At 71.0% G+C, this 18,541-nt stretch carries 17 protein-coding genes; 8 read left to right on the forward strand and 9 right to left on the reverse strand.

The genetic code is table 11. The annotated features are described in order from the left end of the window. Position 1: 1 nt before the first annotated feature. Both AC1ROY_RS27735 and AC1ROY_RS27740 read right to left on the reverse strand, forming a co-directional pair. Positions 2–643 (reverse strand): DUF533 domain-containing protein, encoded by a 642-nt coding sequence (locus AC1ROY_RS27735; RefSeq protein ID WP_493152168.1) that lies wholly within the window; start codon positions 641–643, stop codon positions 2–4. A 3-nt stretch (positions 644–646) separates the two neighbouring features. Then, positions 647–1,561: a LysR substrate-binding domain-containing protein gene (locus AC1ROY_RS27740; protein WP_493152169.1), complete on the reverse strand. Its 915-nt coding sequence runs from the start codon at positions 1,559–1,561 to the stop codon at positions 647–649. Positions 1,562–1,818: 257 nt separating this feature from the next. On the opposite strand from AC1ROY_RS27740, the gene katG reads away from it, so the two are divergent. After that, complete coding sequence (katG, locus tag AC1ROY_RS27745) at positions 1,819–4,017, forward strand: catalase/peroxidase HPI (RefSeq protein WP_493152170.1); 2,199 nt, start codon at positions 1,819–1,821, stop codon at positions 4,015–4,017. A gap of 141 nt (positions 4,018–4,158) precedes the next feature. Here the strand turns inward: katG and AC1ROY_RS27750 are convergent, their stop codons facing one another. Next, on the reverse strand, positions 4,159–5,385 hold the full coding sequence (locus tag AC1ROY_RS27750; RefSeq protein ID WP_493152171.1) for an MFS transporter: 1,227 nt from the start codon (positions 5,383–5,385) through the stop codon (positions 4,159–4,161). Between the two features lie 64 nt (positions 5,386–5,449). On the opposite strand from AC1ROY_RS27750, the gene AC1ROY_RS27755 reads away from it, so the two are divergent. Then, positions 5,450–6,223, forward strand: a complete 774-nt coding sequence (locus tag AC1ROY_RS27755) for an AraC family ligand binding domain-containing protein (RefSeq protein WP_493152172.1) — start codon at positions 5,450–5,452, stop codon at positions 6,221–6,223. Here the strand turns inward: AC1ROY_RS27755 and AC1ROY_RS27760 are convergent. Together AC1ROY_RS27760 and AC1ROY_RS27765 are read right to left on the reverse strand one after the other, a co-directional pair. Beyond that, complete coding sequence (locus tag AC1ROY_RS27760; protein WP_493152173.1) at positions 6,220–7,767, reverse strand: D-aminopeptidase; 1,548 nt, start codon at positions 7,765–7,767, stop codon at positions 6,220–6,222. The genes AC1ROY_RS27755 and AC1ROY_RS27760 overlap by 4 nt on opposite strands. Positions 7,768–7,771: 4 nt before the next feature. Then, positions 7,772–8,761 carry an AraC family transcriptional regulator gene (locus AC1ROY_RS27765; protein WP_493152174.1) on the reverse strand — a complete coding sequence of 330 codons (990 nt, stop codon included), beginning with the start codon at positions 8,759–8,761 and terminating at the stop codon, positions 7,772–7,774. Between the two features lie 133 nt (positions 8,762–8,894). Here AC1ROY_RS27765 and AC1ROY_RS27770 point away from each other — a divergent pair, with 133 nt between their 5' ends. Further along, positions 8,895–9,983, forward strand: coding sequence for a class I SAM-dependent methyltransferase (locus AC1ROY_RS27770; protein WP_493152175.1), 1,089 nt, complete (start codon positions 8,895–8,897; stop codon positions 9,981–9,983). A gap of 82 nt (positions 9,984–10,065) precedes the next feature. Further along, positions 10,066–11,046, forward strand: coding sequence for a Bug family tripartite tricarboxylate transporter substrate binding protein (locus tag AC1ROY_RS27775; protein WP_493152176.1), 981 nt, complete (start codon positions 10,066–10,068; stop codon positions 11,044–11,046). A gap of 3 nt (positions 11,047–11,049) precedes the next feature. On the opposite strand, the gene AC1ROY_RS27780 is transcribed toward AC1ROY_RS27775, so the two are convergent. The 3 genes from AC1ROY_RS27780 to AC1ROY_RS27790 form a co-directional block, all read right to left on the reverse strand. Beyond that, positions 11,050–12,216 carry a cupin domain-containing protein gene (locus AC1ROY_RS27780; protein WP_493152177.1) on the reverse strand — a complete coding sequence of 389 codons (1,167 nt, stop codon included), beginning with the start codon at positions 12,214–12,216 and terminating at the stop codon, positions 11,050–11,052. Positions 12,217–12,322: 106 nt separating this feature from the next. After that, positions 12,323–12,778 carry a hypothetical protein gene (locus AC1ROY_RS27785; RefSeq protein ID WP_493152178.1) on the reverse strand — a complete coding sequence of 152 codons (456 nt, stop codon included), beginning with the start codon at positions 12,776–12,778 and terminating at the stop codon, positions 12,323–12,325. Between the two features lie 92 nt (positions 12,779–12,870). Then, positions 12,871–13,341 (reverse strand): hypothetical protein, encoded by a 471-nt coding sequence (locus AC1ROY_RS27790; RefSeq protein ID WP_493152179.1) that lies wholly within the window; start codon positions 13,339–13,341, stop codon positions 12,871–12,873. Between the two features lie 302 nt (positions 13,342–13,643). Between AC1ROY_RS27790 and AC1ROY_RS27795 the strand changes: the two genes are divergently transcribed. Both AC1ROY_RS27795 and AC1ROY_RS27800 read left to right on the forward strand, forming a co-directional pair. Beyond that, entirely contained in the window at positions 13,644–14,618 is a 975-nt protein-coding gene (locus AC1ROY_RS27795; RefSeq protein WP_493152180.1) for a Bug family tripartite tricarboxylate transporter substrate binding protein, read from the forward strand. Between the two features lie 96 nt (positions 14,619–14,714). Then, complete coding sequence (locus AC1ROY_RS27800; protein WP_493152181.1) at positions 14,715–15,773, forward strand: alkene reductase; 1,059 nt, start codon at positions 14,715–14,717, stop codon at positions 15,771–15,773. Here the strand turns inward: AC1ROY_RS27800 and AC1ROY_RS27805 are convergent. Next, positions 15,749–16,375, reverse strand: coding sequence for a class I SAM-dependent methyltransferase (locus tag AC1ROY_RS27805; RefSeq protein ID WP_493152182.1), 627 nt, complete (start codon positions 16,373–16,375; stop codon positions 15,749–15,751). The two genes, AC1ROY_RS27800 and AC1ROY_RS27805, sit on opposite strands and share 25 nt — an antisense overlap. 121 nt (positions 16,376–16,496) lie before the next feature. Here AC1ROY_RS27805 and AC1ROY_RS27810 point away from each other — a divergent pair, with 121 nt between their 5' ends. Together AC1ROY_RS27810 and AC1ROY_RS27815 are read left to right on the forward strand one after the other, a co-directional pair. Next, the gene (locus AC1ROY_RS27810) at positions 16,497–17,006 is read left to right on the forward strand and encodes a tripartite tricarboxylate transporter TctB family protein (RefSeq protein WP_493152183.1); all 510 of its coding nucleotides are present in this window, start codon (positions 16,497–16,499) and stop codon (positions 17,004–17,006) included. Next, positions 17,006–18,511 carry a tripartite tricarboxylate transporter permease gene (locus tag AC1ROY_RS27815; protein ID WP_493152184.1) on the forward strand — a complete coding sequence of 502 codons (1,506 nt, stop codon included), beginning with the start codon at positions 17,006–17,008 and terminating at the stop codon, positions 18,509–18,511. Before AC1ROY_RS27810 ends, AC1ROY_RS27815 begins: the two co-directional genes overlap by 1 nt. Positions 18,512–18,541 lie beyond the last annotated feature (30 nt).

The raw sequence follows: 18,541 nt of genomic DNA on the forward strand, positions 1-18,541 counted from the left end.
CCTAACCCCCCAAACGTCGTTCGATGGCCGCGATGGCGGTCTTGTCGAGCCTCAGTGCCATCCCCAGCCGGTCGAGCCAAGCCCGTTCGTCCGGGCTGAGCTCGCCCGCGGCGCCGAAGGCGGCGGCGTAGAGCTGCGCGGCCAGCATGGGATCGTGCGCGCCGCGGGCAAGATCCTCGATGCTTGCGGGATGGTCGAAATCGCCGAGGACATGGTCGCGCTCGGCGGGCGTGAGCCCGGCGGCGTCGAGCTGCTTCGCGATGGTCGCGCGCTCCTCCCGGTCCACGGCGCCGTCGGCCCGGGCGGCGGCGATCATGGCGCGCAGCAGGAGCCGTGCCTCGGCGGTCTCGGCGGCGGCGGAGAGCTCGACCTCGGCCGGCGGCTCGCGCGGCGTGACGTCGGGGATGCGGCGCGGCGGCGCGCGGCGGGCCGGCGGCTCCTGCGGGTAGGGGCGCGGCTCGGGCGCCGAGGGGCGGGACAGCGCCTCGATGGCGATGGTGGCGAGCGTGCCGATCGCGCGGCCGACCTGGCGCGTCTCCGTCCGGTTCATGCCGAGCGGGCCGGCACCGCGGCGCGTGGAGCGGGCCCGCGGCCGCTGCGCGGCGCCGTTGAGCACCGCGCCGAGAATCCGTCCGAAATCCATGGCTCAGCCTACCCCCTCGGCGATGGCCGGCGCCAGCGACCGGAACTCGGCCGCGCGCGGGCTGCGCGGGCGCCAGGCGAGCGCGAGCATGCGGGCCGGCGTGGCCTCGCCGGGCGTGTCGGCCACGACGGGCCGGACCACGAGGTCGGTGCCGGTCAGCACGCCGCCCTCGACGGCCAGGCGCGGCAGCAGGGTCAGCCCGAGCCCGCCCGCCACCATCTGCACCAGCGTGTGCAGCGACGTCGCGGCGAAGCCTTCGGTGGAGAGCCCGCGCGGCAGACCGCAGGCCTCCTGGGCCTGGGCGCGCAGGCAATGGCCGTCCTCCAGCAGCAGCACGCGCTCGCCGGACAGCGCGCCCATGGGCACCTGCGGCAGCTGCGCGAGCCGGTGGTTCTCCGGCATGGCGAGCAGGAAGGGATCGGGCGCGATGGGCTCGATCTCGGCGGCCGTGCAGTCACAGGGGAGCGCCAGCAGCAGGAGATCGAGCTTGCCCTGGTCGAGCTGGGCCATCAGCCGCTCGGTCATGTCCTCGCGCAGGTAGAGCTTGAGGCGCGGGAAGGCGGCGCGCAGCGCTGGCATGAGCCGCGGCAGCAGGAAGGGGCCGATGGTCGGGATCACGCCCAGACGCAGCGGCCCCGAGAGCGGGTCGCGCGAGGAGGCCGCGGTCTCCGCCACCGCCTCCAGCGCGGAGAGCGCCGAGCGCGCGCGGGACACCACCTCCAGCCCGATCGGCGTGAAGACCGGCCGCTTGGTCGCGCCGCGCTCGATCAGCGCCGCGTCGAGCTGCCGCTCCAGCGCGAGGATGCCCGCGGAGAGCGTGGATTGGGTGACGGCGCAGGCGGTGGCGGCGCGGCCGAAATGCCCGTGATCGGCGAGTGCCGTGAGATAGCGGAGCTGTTGGGGGGACGGTAGGATCATGCAAGGAAGCGATCATTTGAACTAGAATAATTCATTGGACCGCATGGCGTTGGGGGACGCAAGCTCCCCCCGCATGGCAAGCAGGAAGGGAGCTCACATGGGTGTCGGTCGGCTTCCTGGATGCTTTCCATTCGCACGGGCGCGCGGCCACTGTCCGGGCCGGTTCGGGACGTGCCCCGTGGTCGACGCAGGATCGCCGCCGGGCCTTCAGGCCCGGCGATCGCACTGAAGCAAGAAGCCAGAATCGGAGAGAAGTCATGGACGGAAATATCGATAACGCCGGCAAATGCCCGTTCCCGCACGGAACCCAGCACACGACCATGGGCAGCCAGTCGAACCGCGACTGGTGGCCGAACCAGCTGAACCTGAAGATCCTTCATCAGAACTCGTCCCTGCCCAGCCCCATGGGCGAGGGGTTCAACTACGCCGAGGCGTTCAAGAAGCTCGACCTCGCGGCGGTCAAGAAGGACCTCTACGCTCTGATGACGGATTCGCAGGACTGGTGGCCTGCCGATTTCGGCCATTACGGTGGGCTCTTCATCCGCATGGCCTGGCACAGCGCCGGCACCTATCGCATCGGCGACGGGCGCGGCGGCGCGGGCTCGGGCACGCAGCGCTTCGCCCCGCTCAACAGCTGGCCGGACAACGGCAACCTCGACAAGGCGCGCCGTCTGCTGTGGCCGATCAAGCAGAAATACGGCAACAGCCTCTCCTGGGCCGACCTCATGATCCTCGCGGGCAATTGCGCGCTGGAGTCGATGGGCTTCAAGACCTTCGGCTTCGCCGGCGGCCGCCCCGACGTCTGGGAGCCGCCGGAGGACATCTACTGGGGCGCCGAGGACAGCTGGCTGGGCGACAAGCGCTACAGCGGCGACCGTGACCTCGAGAACCCGCTCGCCGCCGTGCAGATGGGCCTGATCTACGTGAATCCGGAAGGGCCGAACGGCACGCCGGATCCGCTCGCCGCCGCCAAGGACATCCGCGAGACCTTCGCCCGCATGGCGATGAACGACGAGGAGACCGTCGCGCTCATCGCCGGCGGCCATAGCTTCGGCAAGACCCATGGCGCCGGCGATGCGGCGCTGGTCGGCCGCGAGCCCGAGGGCTCGGCGATCGAGGAGCAAGGCCTTGGCTGGAAGAGCAGCTACGGCAGCGGCAAGGGCGCCGACGCGATCACGAGCGGGCTGGAGGTCATCTGGACCACGACGCCCACGCGATGGAGCAACAGCTTCTTCGACAACCTGTTCGGCTTCGAGTGGGAGCTGACCAAGAGCCCGGCCGGCGCGCACCAATGGGTGGCGAAGGGCGCGGAGGCGATCATCCCGGATCCCTTCGATCCCACGAAGAAGCGCCTGCCGACCATGCTGACCACGGACCTCTCGCTGAAGGTGGACCCGAACTACCTGCCGATCTCCAAGCGCTTCCACGAGAACCCGGACCAGTTCGCCGATGCCTTCGCGCGGGCCTGGTTCAAGCTGACCCACCGCGATATGGGGCCGCGCGCCCGCTACCTCGGCCCGGAGATTCCCGCGGAAGAGCTGATCTGGCAGGACCCGGTCCCGCACGTCACGCATCCGCCGGTCGACGCCGCGGACATCACGGCGCTGAAGGCGAAGATTCTCGCCTCCGGCCTGTCCACGGCCGAGCTGGTCTCGACCGCCTGGGCCTCCGCCTCGACCTTCCGCGGCTCCGACAAGCGCGGCGGCGCCAATGGCGCGCGCATCCGGCTTGCGCCCCAGAAGGACTGGGCGGTGAACCAGCCGGAGCAGCTCGCGGGCGTGCTGGCGAAGCTCGAGGGGATCCAGAAGGACTTCAACGCCGGGGCCTCCGGCGGGAAGCAGGTCTCGCTCGCCGACCTGATCGTGCTCGGCGGCAGCGCCGCGGTCGAGCAGGCGGCGAAGAAGGCCGGGCATGACGTGACGGTCCCCTTCGCGCCGGGCCGCACCGACGCGTCGCAGGACCAGACCGACGTGGCCTCCTTCGCGCCGCTGGAGCCGGCCGCGGACGGCTTCCGCAACTGGCAGAAGACCCGCTACGCCGTGACGGCCGAGGAGCTCCTGATCGACCGGGCCCAGCTGCTGACGCTGACGGCGCCGGAGATGACGGTGCTGGTCGGCGGCATGCGCGCGCTGGACGCCAATACCGGGCATTCCCAGCACGGCGTCTTCACGCAACGGCCGGGCACGCTGACGAACGACTTCTTCGTCAACCTGCTCGACATGGGCACGGTCTGGACGCCGGTCTCGGAGGGTGCGGAGGAGTTCGAGGGCCGCGACCGCAAGACGGGAGCGGTGAAGTGGACGGCAACCCGGGCCGACCTCGTCTTCGGTTCGAACTCGCAGCTCCGTGCGCTCGCGGAGGTGTATGGGCAGAACGATGCCAGGGCGAAGTTCGTGAAGGACTTCGTGGCGGCCTGGGTGAAGGTCATGAACGCCGACCGCTTCGACTTGATTTAGTGCCCTCAAGCGCCGGGCGGCGGCGTCCGCCGCCTTGGCTTCACCGCGCCGCTGGAGTGCCCAGCGGCGCGGTTGCTTGGGCGGCGCCGGCCGCACTTGCGGCCGGATGCTGCATAGGCGCTCCGCTTCTGGGCGGCCTTTCTACTCGGCGGGAGCCGGGGCTGCGGACACGTTCCACAACTCCGGCTTCAGCTCCTCCTTCCGGTTCGGGAACCACAGCGCGCAGACCAGCGTCACCATCCCGAAGCCCGACAGCACCACCATCGCCAGCGCGAGATTGCCCGTGGCCTCGTGCAGGAAACCCACGATCGGCGAGGCCAAAGCCGCGCCCAGGAACCCCACCGTGAAGCGGATGGAGTAGATCTTCGCGCGCAACTCGGGCGCGATGTAGCGCGCGGTCATGGTCTCGTTCACTGTCACCTGGCCGAAGATCGCCGAGGCCACCAGCGCCGAGACCGGCAGCACCACCCAGCCGTCCAGGAAGGACAGCGCCAGCAGGCTCGGCACCAGGATCAGCGCCAGCGGCATGAAGACCGACTTCAGCGTCTTGCGGTCGATCATCTGGCCCACCGTGTATTGCGTGATGCCGCCGCAGATCGTTGCCAGGAAGGCCAGTAGCCCCACGACCGGCAGCAGGTCCGGATTGCCGGCCAGCCGCTCCTGCATGAGCTTGGGCAGCAGCAGGGTGAAGGCGTTGAAGACCAGCCCCGACACCGCGCCGACGGTCAGCAGCGAGATGAGCGCCTGCCGCACCACCTGTGCCGGGATGTCCGGGAAGGGGCGGGTCTGCACGCCGGCCTTCTTCGCGTCGAAGGGCGGCTCGCGCAGGTAGACGAAGCCGACGGCGATGCAGGCCAGCCCCGGCAGGATGAAGGCGTAGCGCCAGCCCAGCTGCGCCGCGACGAAGGCCGTCACCACGGGCGCCAGCGCCACGCCGACATTGCCGAAGACGCCGTTGATGCCCATCGCGCGGCCCACGCGATTGCCGCCGGCCTCGGCGATGATGGCCGTGCCGATCGGATGGTAGATGGCCGAGAAGCCGCCCATCACGACCAGCGCGACGGCCAGGCCGAGCGGCCCGGAGGCGAAGCCAGCGGCCGCCATGCCGGCGCCCGAGCCGAAGAAGAAGGCCGTCATCATCGCCTTGCGGCCAACCTTGGAGGCGATCCAGCCCATGGGCAGCGCGCCGAGTCCGTAGACCACGAACATCGCCGTGCCGAGGGTGAGGATCGGGCCATAGGCGGTGCCGAAGATCTCGCCGTCCTGCTGGACCATGGCGAGCACCGCCGTCGCGAGGATCAGCAGGCCGTAATGGGTGAAGAGATGCGAGGCGTTGATGAGGCAGATCTGCCGGGTGGCGGGAGACATGACCATGGTTTCCTTTCGTTGCCCCGAGGAATAACCTGTCCGCTTCTCAACGTCCGGACGAGTTATGTCGCGATTCGGCCAGAACCCTCGCACCATCGCCCAGGAGAAGGTGGACCGCCCGCTCGCCGCCTTCGCGCGCGACTATGTGGAGGGCGAGACCACCGGCTGGCACGACCATGCCCGCGCGCAGCTGCTCTACGCGATCGAGGGCGTGATGCGCGTGGACACCACGGCCGCGCATTTCGTGGTGCCGCCCGGCCGCGCGCTCTGGGTGCCGGCGGAGATGGCGCATGAGGTGCGCAGCCAGGGACGCGTGGCCATGCGCGCGCTGTTCTTCCGCGCCGACGCGGCCGATGTGGGCGAGCAGGTGCCCGCCGTGCTCGGCGTCTCGGCGCTGCTGCGCGAGCTGATCCTGGCGGCCTGCGCCGAGCCGCTGGAATGGGACGAGGCGGGCCGCGGCGGCCACCTCGCGGCGCTGATCGCCGAGGAGGTGGCGCGCGCGCCGCGGCTGCCCTTCGGCGTGCCCGCGCTGCGCGACATCCGGCTGAAGCGGCTTGCGGAGGCGCTGGCGAGCGATCCGGCGAGCGACCTGACGCTGGAGGATTGGGCCGCCCGCTGCGGCGCCAGCGCGCGCACGCTGGCACGGCTGTTCCATGCCGAGACGGGGATGGGCTTCGCCCGCTGGCGGCAGACGCTGCGCCTCGCCGAGGCGGCCGCGCTGCTGGCCCAGGGCGCGACGCCGGCGCGGGCGGCGGCGGCGGTGGGCTATGCCAGCGCGCCGGCCTTCGGCGCGGCCTTTCGGGCCGCCTTCGGGATCACGCCAGGCGAGGCGCGTTAGATTTTCTCGTAGGTCAGCCGCCGCGCGAGCCAGCAGCCGACCTCGACACCTGTCGGCTTGCCGGAAGCGTCGCGCCGGAAGGCCAGCGTCCAGTCGCCGGGCGGCGTGTGGTCCAGCGCGCGCGGGCAGGGCAGGGCCCAGAGGTCGGGTGCGATCGGGTTCAGCAGCTCCATGCGCCCCTGGCCGAGGAAGCCGGAAAAGCCGCCATAGAGCGTGCCGCCGCTCTCCACGATGGAGACCTCAGCCTCGAGCTCGGCGCAGCGGTAGCGGCCGCCGAGATCGACCTTCGGCTCGCCCGAGACGGCCTGCAGGCGCGCGGCGAAATTCTCCTGCGGCCGGTCCATCCAAAGGCCGTCTCGTTCCATTCGCAGCTTCGTGCGTCCGTTGCCCGCGGTGCCGTCGGCGGAGAGGTCGAGGCGTTCGGGCGAATGGCCGAAGCGCAGCAGAAGCTGACCGGGCGCGACATTCTCGACCCGCGCGGAAAGCCCGGTCTCCGGCTCGACATAGGCGCCGAGCCAGGCCGGGGCGGGCAGGCTGGTGTCGGCCGAGGGCCGCTCCTCGCCGAGCACGGCGGCCAGCAGGTCCAGCGCGGCGCCATGCGCGTCGCCGAAATGGTTGAACATCACGACGACGGAGACACGCTCCGACGGCATATACATCCGATGGCTGCGCCAGCCGCGCAGCGCGCCGCCATGGCTGGTGTGCGCGCGGCCGAAATCCGTGCCGCGCCCCAGGCCGAAGCCATAGGGCGCCTCCGCGCCATCCGCGAAGCCGACTGGCGCGGCGATCCGGCCGTAAAGCGAATCCGCATCGTCGCGCGTCGCGTCGATGTGGCGCTCCCAGGCGATCATGTCGTCGAGCGAGGCGCCGAGCCCGGCGTCGCCCGTCCAGAGGATGCGGTTCTCCGCCGCCCGGAAGCCGCCGGTCTGGGTGCCTTCGTAGCCCTCGGTTCCGTCGGGCAGGGCGCGCGTGTCGGCGGCGAGGAGGGCGGTCTCCATGCCCGCGCGATCGAAGACGCGCTCGCGCAGCAGGTCGGCGAAGGGCCTTTGGGCCCGCTCCTGCAGCAGGTCCGACAGCAGCCGGAAATTCTGGTTCACGTAGGAGTAGCGCGTGCCCGGCGCGAAATGCAGCGAGCGCGTGCCGCCGATCACGCGCGCGGCTTCCGCGTCGCCGAAGGGCGCCTCCACGGGCGAGCCGTGCAGCATCGCCACCGCCCAGTAGTCCCGCAGGCCGGACTGGTTGTGGCAGAGATGCAGGGCCGAGGGCGCCGGGCCCTCCAGCAGCGGCAGCTTTTCCCTGATATCACCGTCCAGCACCGTGGGATCGGGGAAGAGGTCCAACAGCGCCGCGCAGGTGAACTGCTTGGTGATGGAGCACATGCGGAACAGCGTGCGCGGCGTGAAGGGGATGCGCCGCTCGGCATTGGCCCAGCCCCAGGCGTGGCGCGCGAGGATCTCGCCGTCCCGCAGCACCGCGACTGCGCCGCCCGGGCCGGGATATGTGCGCGGAAGCTTGGCGAGGGCGGCGTCGAGGCGGTCGGTCATGGGATCAGCTTCTCACGGCGGGCGTCGCTTCGCGAGAGCGCCGCCATGCGCCCGGCGGCATGCCCACCAGCCTGGAGAAGGCGCGGCTGAATGCGGCCTCGGAATCGTAGCCGACCTCCAGCGCCACCTGGCCCACGCGGCCGCCCTCGGCGAGCCTTCCGGCGGCGAGCTGCATGCGCCATTGGGCCAGATATTGCACCGGCGGCTGTCCCACGAGGCGCGTGAAGCGCTCGGCCAGCGAAGAGCGCGAGAGCGCCACCTCGCGCGCCAGCGCCTCCAGCGTCCAGGGCTCCGCCGGCCACGCATGCAGCAGGTTGAGCGCGCGGCCCACATGCGGGTCGCGCAGCCCGGCGAACCAGCCGGTGCCGCCGGACGGCAGGGCTTCGGCATGGCGGCGGATCAGCTCGGCGAACATGAGCTCGCTGAGCCGCGTCAGCATGGAATCCCGGCCCATGCGCTGCTGCTCGGATTCCACCAGCGCCGCCTCGAGGAAGCGCTCCAGCCAGGGCCCATCCCCGCCGTCGCCGCGGCGGAGGTGCAGCATGCGCGGCAGCGCGCCGAGCAGCGGGTTGAAGGGCCGCGCATCGCAGCCGAGGAAGCCGCAGACGATGCGGCCGCTGACCTGGTTGCCCTCGCCGATCGAGACCGTGAAGGGCGTTCGCGCCTGGCCGGCGTTCCGGTAGAAATCCGTGTAGTCGGTCGCGTCGCGCAGGCCGGGCCTGCTCGCGAGCACATGCGCATCGCCCTGTGGGAAGGCGATGACGTCGCCCGCCTCCACCCGCACGGGCTCGACGCCCAACGGCCCTGCCCAGCAGCTGCCCTCGGCGATGACGTGGTACTCGATGACGTGCTGCGCGCGCGGCAGGACGAAGGGCGCGCAGGCGGCGGAAGGCGGCGTCTCCGCCACCCATTCGCCGCGCACGTCCACGCGGAAGAAGATCGCGGCCGTCAGCCGGACGGCGCGCAGCACCTCCGAGAACGCGTCCGCCTCCATCCTCTCCCCCGAACGCCTTGCCGGAGCACCCTTCGCGGGAAGATGGACGATCGGTCAAGTTTTCCGGCAGCGCCGTCATTCAGCCGCCGACCGCTCTCCCCTACCCAGCGCTCATCCAACGAGGAGAGCCACCATGGACGGAATGACCCCTATCCCCGCCGCGCCCGATCCCCAGGCGCTGAACGAATTCGTCGGCCGCATGCTGGGCGACCTGGGCGCGGCGATGGCCGTGCCGCTGGTGCGTCTCGGCGACGAGCTCGGCCTCTACGCCGCCCTCGACGGCGCCGGGTCCATGACTTCGGTGCAGCTCGCGGAGCGCACCGGCGTCTACGAGCGGTTGCTACGCGAATGGCTGAACGCCCATGCCGCCGCCGGCTACCTGAACTACGATGCGACGAGCGCGACCTTCCTGATGACGCCCGAGCAGGCGATGGTTTTCGCGCGCCCTGACAGCCCGGTCTATCTGCTCGGCGCCTTCGAGATCGCGGCCGCCAACGTGCTGGACCAGCCCAAGGTCGCCCGCGCCTTCCGCGAGCCGGCCGGCCGCGGCGCGGGCTACGGCGCGCGCTGCAACTGCCTCTTCACCGGCATGGCGCGCTTCTTCCGTGCCGGCTACGAGGCGCATCTGCTACAGGACTGGCTGCCCGCGCTGGACGGCGTTGTGCAGCGGCTGACCGAGGGTGGGGTCGTCGCCGATATCGGCTGCGGGCATGGTGTGCCCATCGTGCTGATGGCCCGGGCCTTCCCGAACTCGCGCTTCTTCGGCTTCGACGACCACGCGGCCTCCATCGCCTGCGCCACCCAGGAGGCCGCCCTCGCCGGCGTTGCGGACAACGCCTTCTTCGGCGTCGCGGGCGCCGGCGATTTCGCGCTGGAGCCTTGCGACCTCATCGCCTGCTTCGATGCGCTGCACGACATGGGCGACCCTGTCGGCATCGCCGCGCGCATCCGCCGGTCGCTGCGGCCGGACGGCACCTTCATGCTCATCGAGCCGCGGGCCGGTGACCGCGTGGAGGACAACCTCAATCCGGTCGGGCGTCTCTACTATGCGGGATCGACCATGATCTGCACGCCCGTCTCGCTGGACCAGCCGGGGGCGGCGGCGCTCGGCGCGCAGGCAGGGCCCTCGCGACTCAAGGAGATTCTGCGCGAGGCGGGCTTCAGCCGCGTGCGCCTGGCGATGGAGACGCCCTTCAACCTCGTGATGGAGGCGCGGCCCTGAAGGGCGGCTTCGCGGCGGCATGTCGTTATACTAACATTCCCATTCCTGGCCTGCCGGGACCAGAAGAACAGGGAAACGCATCATGCCGTCACGTCGCCGGACCTTGGCCCTTTCGGGCGCGTTCGCCGCAGGCGCGGGGCTGCCGCTCCGCGCGACGGCGCAGTCCGCCTGGCCCAGCCGATCCATCACGATCATCGTGCCCTTCGGGCCGGGCGGCGGGACGGACATCCTGGCGCGGCTGCTCGCGCAGCAGATCGCGCCGGCGCTGGGCCAGTCCGTCGTTATCGACAACCGCGCGGGCGCGACCGGTACCGTCGGCATGGCCGCGCTCGCCCGGTCGCGGCCGGACGGCTACACGCTGGCCGTCGCGCCCAACGGCACCTTCGCCATGGCGCCGCCGCTGCTCAGCCTGCCCTACGACAACGACCGCGCCTTCGCGCCCATCGGCCTGCTGGCGACCAACGCCATGTTCGTCTGCGTCCATCCGCAGGCGCCCTGGCGGTCGCTGCGCGATCTGCTCGACGCGGCGAAGGCGCAGCCGGGACAGCTCACCTATGCCTCCTCCGGCGCCGGGGCCACCAACCACCTGGGCGTCGAGCTGATGCTGGACATGTCCGGCACGCAGATGACCCACGTCTCCTACCGCTCGGCGGCGCAGGCGGCGCAGGCGGTGATGACGCGGGAATCCGCGATCTCGCTGGCCGATGCCGCGGTGGCGCTGCCCTATCTGCGCTCCGGCGAGCTACGCGCGCTGGCCATCACCGGCACCGAGCGCAGCGCCAAGATGCCGGACGTGCCGACCGTCGCCGAGAGCGGGCTGGCCGGCTACCGCGCCACCGTCGATCTCGGCTTCTTCGCGCCCGCCGGCACGCCGCAGCCGATCCTCGACCGGCTCGCGGCCGAGGCGCGCACGGCGATGCTGTCCGACGAGATGAAGTCGCGGCTGGAGCCCCTCGCGATGGATGCGATCGGCGGCCGCCCGGCCGAGTTCGCCGCCTACCAGGTCGAGGAAAGCCGGAAGTGGGCGGAGCTCATCCGCCGCCGCAACATCCGGCTGGAGTGAGCGTCAGGCCGGCTCCAGCAGGCCCATCCGCCAGAGCCTTCCCGTGAATTCCCGGTCCTCCGGCTCCGCGCCCTCGCTGAGGGCCGCCAGCGTCGCGGCCTGTTCCGGCGTGAGATCCACCGTCCCGCCGGTCCAGAACAGCGTCGCCGCGCCGTCATCGGCCTGGACGAGGTGGGTGTGCATGCCCTCGGCGAGGCGCAGCGCGCCCTCCGGCATGGGCGCGAAGAGGCCGCGGGCGGGCAGGGGCTGGCGGTCGGCGGCGAGCTGCTTCAGCAGCAGGTTGGTGAGGCGCCCGGCATGCTCGGGTTTCGCCATGCCGTTGAGCCGGGCGGCGAGCGCCGCGAACAGGTCCGCCTCGCCGATGCGCCAGGTGGGCACGCTCTCGCGCAGCACGGGATCGCTGAGCTCCAGCTCGTCGACGAGGCTGCGGATGGCCTGGGCCCAGCTCGCCTCCAGCAGGCCGAGCGTGACGTGGAGCGACCGCTCGCCGGGCAGCGTGGCCGCGTCGTGCATCACGCCGCGCGGGATGTAGAGCACGTCGCCCGGCGACATCATGACCTCGTGCGGCTCGCCCTCGGGCAGCATGTTGCCGGGCCAGGGTGTGCGGCGCGTGGGGCGGGCCAGCCGCTCGCCGTCCCAGACGCGCCAGCGCTTGCGGCCCTCGATCTGCAGGACGAAAACGTCATGCGTGTCGAAATGCGTCCGGAAGCCCTGCGCGGCGGGCGGCGTGAGGTAGATGTTGGCCTGCACGCCATGCAGGAACAGCCGCTCCAGCCCGCGGCAGAAATCGGCGAGCGGCGGGTGGGTCTCGTGGAATTGCGAGACGACGAGCGAGGCGCCGGCATCGAAGCGCATCAGCAGGCTGGGCAGGTCCACGCGGCCGTCGGGCAGGGTGAACTCGTGCTCGGGCACGCCGGCGCTGCCGTTGCGGGATTCGTCGGCCATGGAGATGCGCGGGCTGCGCGCGCCGTCGGTGCGCAGATGCGCATCGAGCGCGGCAACGCTGAGCAGATGATCGAACCGCTTCGGATCGGGCGCGGGAAAATGCCGCCAGTCCAGGCCCTCGCGCAGCGCGAGCACCTCGTCCACCTCCAGGCCCGGAAAGGCGAGGGCGAAGGCAGCTTCCGTCAGTCCTTGATCCATGGGGCCCTGGTCGATCGGCGTATCCATCAGGCATTCCGGCGAGTTGTTCGAGGGCAGCTTAGCGCAGGTGCCGACGATGCCGATGGCCCCGGCGGCATCTGCTGAGAGGGGGGCCGCTTCGGCGATTCGCCCGCTAGTAGCGGCCGCGGCCAGGCGCATCATAGGGGTCGGCGTCGGAGCGGCCGGTGCGATATCCGCGGTTCCCGCCACGTCCGTTGCCGGGTCCGTCATTCGGGTCGGCATCGGTGATGCCGGTGCCGCGGCGGTAGCCGCCGCCGCGCCCGTTGCCGGGGCCGTCGTTGGGATCCGCGTCGGTGATGCCGGTGCCGCGGCGGTAGCCGCCGCCGCGCCCGTTGCCAGGGCCGTCGTTGGGATCCGCGTCGGTGATGCCGGTGCCGCGGCGGTAGCCGCCGCCGCGCCCGTTGCCGGGGCCGTCATTCGGATCGGCGTCGGTGATGCCGGTGCCGCGCACGGGCTGCGGGTAATAGCCCGGGGCCGGCGGCGGCACGCAGGCCGTGACCGCCGCTCCGGTCCCGCCGAGTGCCGCGGCGCGAAGGACCAGCAGGCGGCGGGATAGACGGTCTCCCAATGGGTTCTTCCTTTTTGAGTTGCTGCGATCAAAGCTGCCGATCGTGGCAACTCAACGGCGAAGATGCGCTTCGGTTGTCCAGTGGCCGTCGCCTAGTAGCGGCCCCGGCCCGGACCGTCCGACGGGTCTCGGTCGGTGCGGCCCGTATAGCCGCCCCCTCGATAGCCGCCGCGCCCATTGCCGGGCCCGTCGCTCGGATCGTTGTCGGTGATTCCGGTGCCGCGACGGGCGGGTGGGGCACGGTAGCCGCCACGTCCGTTGCCGGGGCCGTCGTTGGGATCGTTGTCGGTGATGCCGGTCCGGCCCCCTCGATAGCCGCCACGCCCATTGCCGGCCCCGTCGCTGGGGTCGTTGTCGGTGATGCCGGTCCGGCCGCGATAGCCGCCGCGCCCGCGGCCAGGCCCATCGTTCGGGTCGTTGTCCGTGATGCCGGTGCGGGGCTGGGCTTCGGCCGGGCTGGAGGCCGCCGCCAAGGCGGCGGCGGTCAGGCCAGCCCCGCTTGCCACCCGGGCGACCAGCAGTCGGCGCGTCAGGCGGGGATCTTTCTTCTCGTTTTCGGACATCTGGGCGCCCCGTTTGCCTTGGATACAGCAGCTTGGGGCCAGACATTGCCGTATCGCAAGGTCTTTCCCCGCTGCAATGCAGCGAGCTATCGCAATTGTAATCAGTACGTTGAGGATTGCGGCATCCTATGCGTAAGCACGAAAATAGATGGACCGCCCGGAAATCCGGCCTTTTCGCCGGAGCGGGCCCGATCGCCGCGCCGGACCTCCCGGTTGCGCGGCGCGCCGTCCCGGAACAATTCTGCGGCGAACCCGATGCCGGCGGGAAAAGCCCCGGAACACGTCAAGAAAGGGCCGAGCCCATGAATCGCCGATCCGTCCTGGCCGCCGCCGCGCTCTCGCCGCTGGCCGCCGCGCCCCATGCTTCCGCCCAGGGGAGCGCTGCGCCGCGCTTCGCCAACATGAACATGTTCATCCCGGCCGGCCCCGGCGGCGGCTGGGACGGGCTCGGCCGCGCCATCGAGCAGGTGTCCCGCCAGGCGGGCCTCGTCGGCAACTTCCAGTTCGAGAATGTCGGCGGCGCCGGCGGCATTGTCGGCCTGCCGCGCTTCGTGGCGCAGCGCCGCGGCCGCGGCGACGCGCTGATGGTCTCGGGCTCCATCATGGTGGGCGCGGTGCTGACCAACCGCTCGCCGCTCGGCCTCTCCAGCGTCACGCCGATCGCGCGCATGACGCAGGAGGTCGGCGTCGTGGTCGTGCCGGCGCAGTCCGACATCCAGGATATCGCCGGCCTGCTGAACGCCTTCCGCACCAATCCCGGCGGCACCTCGGTCGCCGGCGGCAGCGCCGGCGGCACGGACCACATCACCCTCGGCCTGATCCTGCGGGCGCTCGGCCGCAGCGCGCGCGAGGGCAGCTACGTGGCCTTCGCGGGCGGCGGTCCGGCCCAGGCGGCGATCCTCGGCGCGCAGGTGAAGTGCGGCATCTCCGGCTACTCGGAATTCGCCGAGCAGATCCGCGCGGGCCGGATGCGCGCCCTGGCCACCACCGGCGAGACCCGCAGCGAGCCGAACATCCCGACGCTCAAGGAATCCGGCATGGATGTCGTGATCGCCAACTGGCGCGGCGTCTTCGGCGCGCCCGGGATCAACGCGAACCAGAAGGCGGCGCTGACGGGCTACATCACCGCCCTCGTGGAGCTGCCGGCCTGGAAGGAACTGCTGGAGACGCGCGGCTGGGACAACGCCTTCCTCGCCGGCCCCGAGTTCGAGCGCTTCCTCGCCGCCGACATCGCGGCCACCGAGACTGTGCTGAAGGAGCTCGGCCTCGCGGGGTGAATGAGCGTCATCACGGGGGCTGATTTCCCGGATGACAACCCCATAACCAGTCTGCGGGAAAGGGAACGTCGCGTTCCCTTTCGCATGGAGACTGTGATGACGAACACCCTCTTCTCGCCGGTCCGCCTCGGCGCGCTGGATCTGCCCAGCCGCCTGGTCATGGCGCCGATGACCCGCAACCGCACGCCGGGCCAGACGCCCAATGCGCTCAACGCCGAATACTACGCCCAGCGCGCCGGCGCCGGGCTGATCGTGACCGAGGGCACGACCCCGGACGCCTCGGGCCGCGGCTACATCGACATCCCCGGCCTCTACGCGCCGGAGCATGTCGAGGGCTGGCGCAAGGTGGCCGAGGCCGTGCACGCCAGGGGCGGGCATATCTTCGTGCAGCTCATGCACACGGGCCGCATCTCGCGCAGCGACTTCCTCGATGGCGGGCAGCCGGTGGCGCCCTCGGCCATCGCCAAGTCCGGCGAGATCTACACGCATGCGGGCATGAAGCCCTATGGCGAGCCGCGCGCGTTGGACGCCTCCGAGATCGCGCCGCTGGCCGAGACCTATGGCCGCGCCGCGCATCTCGCCCGCGAGGCCGGGCTGGACGGCGTGGAGATCCACGGCGCCAACGGCTACCTCCCGAGCCAGTTCCTGAGCCCCAACACCAACCACCGCACCGACGAGTGGGGCGGCTCCGTCGAGAAGCGCGCGCGCTTCCTGCTGGCCGCGACCGACGATGCCATCGCCGCGATCGGCGCCGACCGCGTGGGCGTGCGGCTGAGCCCGGGCGGCAAGTTCAACGACATCGACGATCCCGACGCGGAGGCGACCTTCGCCTATGTCGCGAGGGAGCTGACGAAGCGGAAGCTCGCCTATCTGCACATCTTCGACACCAAGCCCGGCTTCGACGTGCCGGCGCTGATCCGCGCGCACTACAAGGGCACGCTGGTCCTGAATGGCGGCTACGACCTGGCGCGGGCGAACGCGGATATCGGCTCCGGCCTCGCCGACCTCGTGGCCTTCGGCGTGCCTTACCTCGCCAATCCGGACCTTCCCGAGCGGCTGAAGACGGGCGCGGCGCTGAACGCGCCTGATACCGCGACCTTCTACGGCGGCACGGCGAAGGGCTACACGGACTACCCGGCGCTCGTCGCCGCCTGATCGCCCTGTTGGGCGAGCCACACGGTGTGCCCGCCGCAGTCCGGATCCTCGGCGCGGTGGGCCATCACCCGGAAGCCGTTCGCCTCCAGCAGGGCCCGGTACTCGGCCGGATCCAGGCTGGAGTGGAAGAGGGGCTCGCCCTCGAAACTTCCCATCGCCACTCCCTGGGACGGGCCGCTCGTGAACATCAGCGCCGCGCCCGCCGCGGCGTGGTCGCGGAACACGGGAAACATGCGGCGCTGGTCGTCGTGGCCCAGGTGGAAGAAGCTGCCCCAGGCGAGGAGGCCGTCGAAGCGCCGGCCGAGCGCGAGGCCGCGCATGTCGGCCACCTGCCAATCCTGGTCCGGGAAGCGTGTCCGGCACATGGCGATCATCGCGGGCGCGGAATCGACGCCCGTCACCCGGAAACCTGATTCCAGCAGGTGCCGCGCAATCGGCTCCCCCGAGCCGCAGCCCAGGTCCAGCACGGCGCCGCCCGGCGGGAGGAGGGCTGCGAACCGGTCCAGCCATCCCCGCTCGAACAGGTTTTTCCCGCGTTGCGTGTCGAAGGCCACGGCATGGCTCTGGTAGAGGCCGATGATGCTTGCGGCGTCGGGGTCCATGCTTGCAACCTGCGCCGGATCGCGGCTGATGTCACCGCATGACAGCGAAGCCATGTACCGGACAGGTGACTCTCCGTCGCAAGCTGCCAAGAAGCAAAGAACTGAGGAATCGCTGATCTCGATGACATCCCGAATCCCGTGGCCCGACCTGTTCGCCGGGCTCGCCGTCCTGGGCTTCGGCCTCATCGGCTTCTGGCAGGCCTGGGCGATTCCGGTCTCGCCGCTTTATGCGCAGGTCGGCCCCAAGGCGATTCCCTATGTCGTCGCGGCCGGGCTGACGATGCTGGGCCTTGGGCTGGTCATCTCCGCCTTGCGCGGCGGGTGGTCGCACGGGATCGCCGAACTGGCCGAGGCCGGGCCGCCCAACTGGCGGGCGCTGGGCTTCCTCTTCGCCGGGCTGGCAGCGAACCTGATCCTGATCGGGCCGGCCGGCTTCTCCATCGCGGCTTCCGTGCAGTTCGTGCTGGTGGCCGCCGCCTTCGGCAGCCGCTCCATGGCGCGCGACCTGCTGATCGCGCTGCCGCTGACGCTGCTGGTCTGGTTCCTCTTCGTGCAGGGGCTCGGCGTGAATATCGGGGCTGGGCTGCTCGAGGGTTTCATCCTGCGGCTGATGGGCCAGGAGCCGGTCTGATGGAAGCGATCAACGGACTGTCCCTGGGCTTCTCCCACGCCCTCAGCCTGAGCAACCTCGCCTGGGCGCTGCTGGGCTGCTTCCTCGGCACGGCGGTGGGCGTGCTGCCGGGCATCGGGCCGGCGCTGACCATCGCGCTGCTGCTGCCCATCACCTACCAGGTGAGCGCGACGGGGGCCTTCATCCTCTTCTGCGGCGTCTTCTACGGCGCGATGTACGGTGGCAGCACGACCTCGATCCTGCTGAACACGCCGGGCGAATCCGGCTCCATCATCACCGCGCTGGAGGGCGCCAAGATGGCGCGCAGCGGCCGGGCCGGGCCGGCGCTGGCGACGGCCGCCATCGGCAGCTTCGTGGCGGGCGTGGTGGGCACGCTGGGCATCGCCTTCCTCGGCCCCGTCATCGTGGACTTCGCCCTGCTGCTGGGGCCGGCCGAGTATTTCTCGCTGATGCTGCTCTGCTTCGTCACGGTCTCGGCGTTGCTGGGCGGCTCGCCGCTGCGGGGGATGGTCAGCCTGTTCTTCGGCCTGACATTGGGCCTGGTGGGCATCGACCTGCAGACGGGCCAGCCGCGCATGACCTTCGGCCTGCCGGAGCTCTTCGACGGAGTGAACGTGGTGCTCGTGGCGGTCGCGCTCTTCGCCGTCGCCGAGGCGCTGTACATGGCCTGGCACCATGTCGAGGGGAAGCTGCAGGTGCTGCCGGTGGGGAGCCTCTGGCTGTCGAAATCCGACCTGAAGCGCAGCTTCTGGCCCTGGATCCGCGGCGCCGGGCTCGGCTTCCCCTTCGGCGTGATGCCGGCCGGCGGCACGGAGATGCCGACCATGCTCAGCTACTACGCCGAGCGGAAGCTGGTCGCGCCCGAGCACGCGCACGAATTCGGCACGACCGGCGCCATCGAGGGCGTGGCCGGGCCGGAGGCGGCGAACAACGCGGCGGCGGCCGGCATCCTCGTGCCCATGCTGACGCTGGGACTGCCGACCAGCGCGACGGCGGCCATCATGCTCTCCGCCTTCCAGAGCTACGGCATCCAGCCGGGGCCGCTGCTCTTCCAGACCCAGGCCGAGCTGGTCTGGACGCTGATCGCGAGCCTCTTCATCGCCAACGTCATGCTGGTGGTGCTGAACCTGCCGCTGATCGGGCTCTGGGTGAAGATCCTGAAGATCCCGACGCCGCAGCTCTATGCGGGAATCCTGGTCTTCGCGACGATCGGCACCTACGGCATCTCGAACTCCATCACCGACCTGCTGCTGCTCTATGGCATCGGCATCATTGGCATGTTCATGCGCCGCTTCGACTTCCCGGTGGCGCCTGTCGTGATCGGCATGATCCTGGGGCCCATGGCCGAGCAGGCGCTGCGCCAGGCCATGACCATCAGCGAGGGCGACTGGACCACCTTCGTGACCCGGCCGGGCAGCCTCGCCATCCTGATCCTGGCGGCGCTGGCGCTGGTGGGGCCGCGGCTCTACGGGCTGGCCATGCGGCGCTGGGGGGCGGTGCGCTAGGCTGATCCTGTCAGGATTTACCTTGTGATT

It is taken from the genome of Roseococcus sp. GW821-FHT12F05, assembly GCF_058806835.1.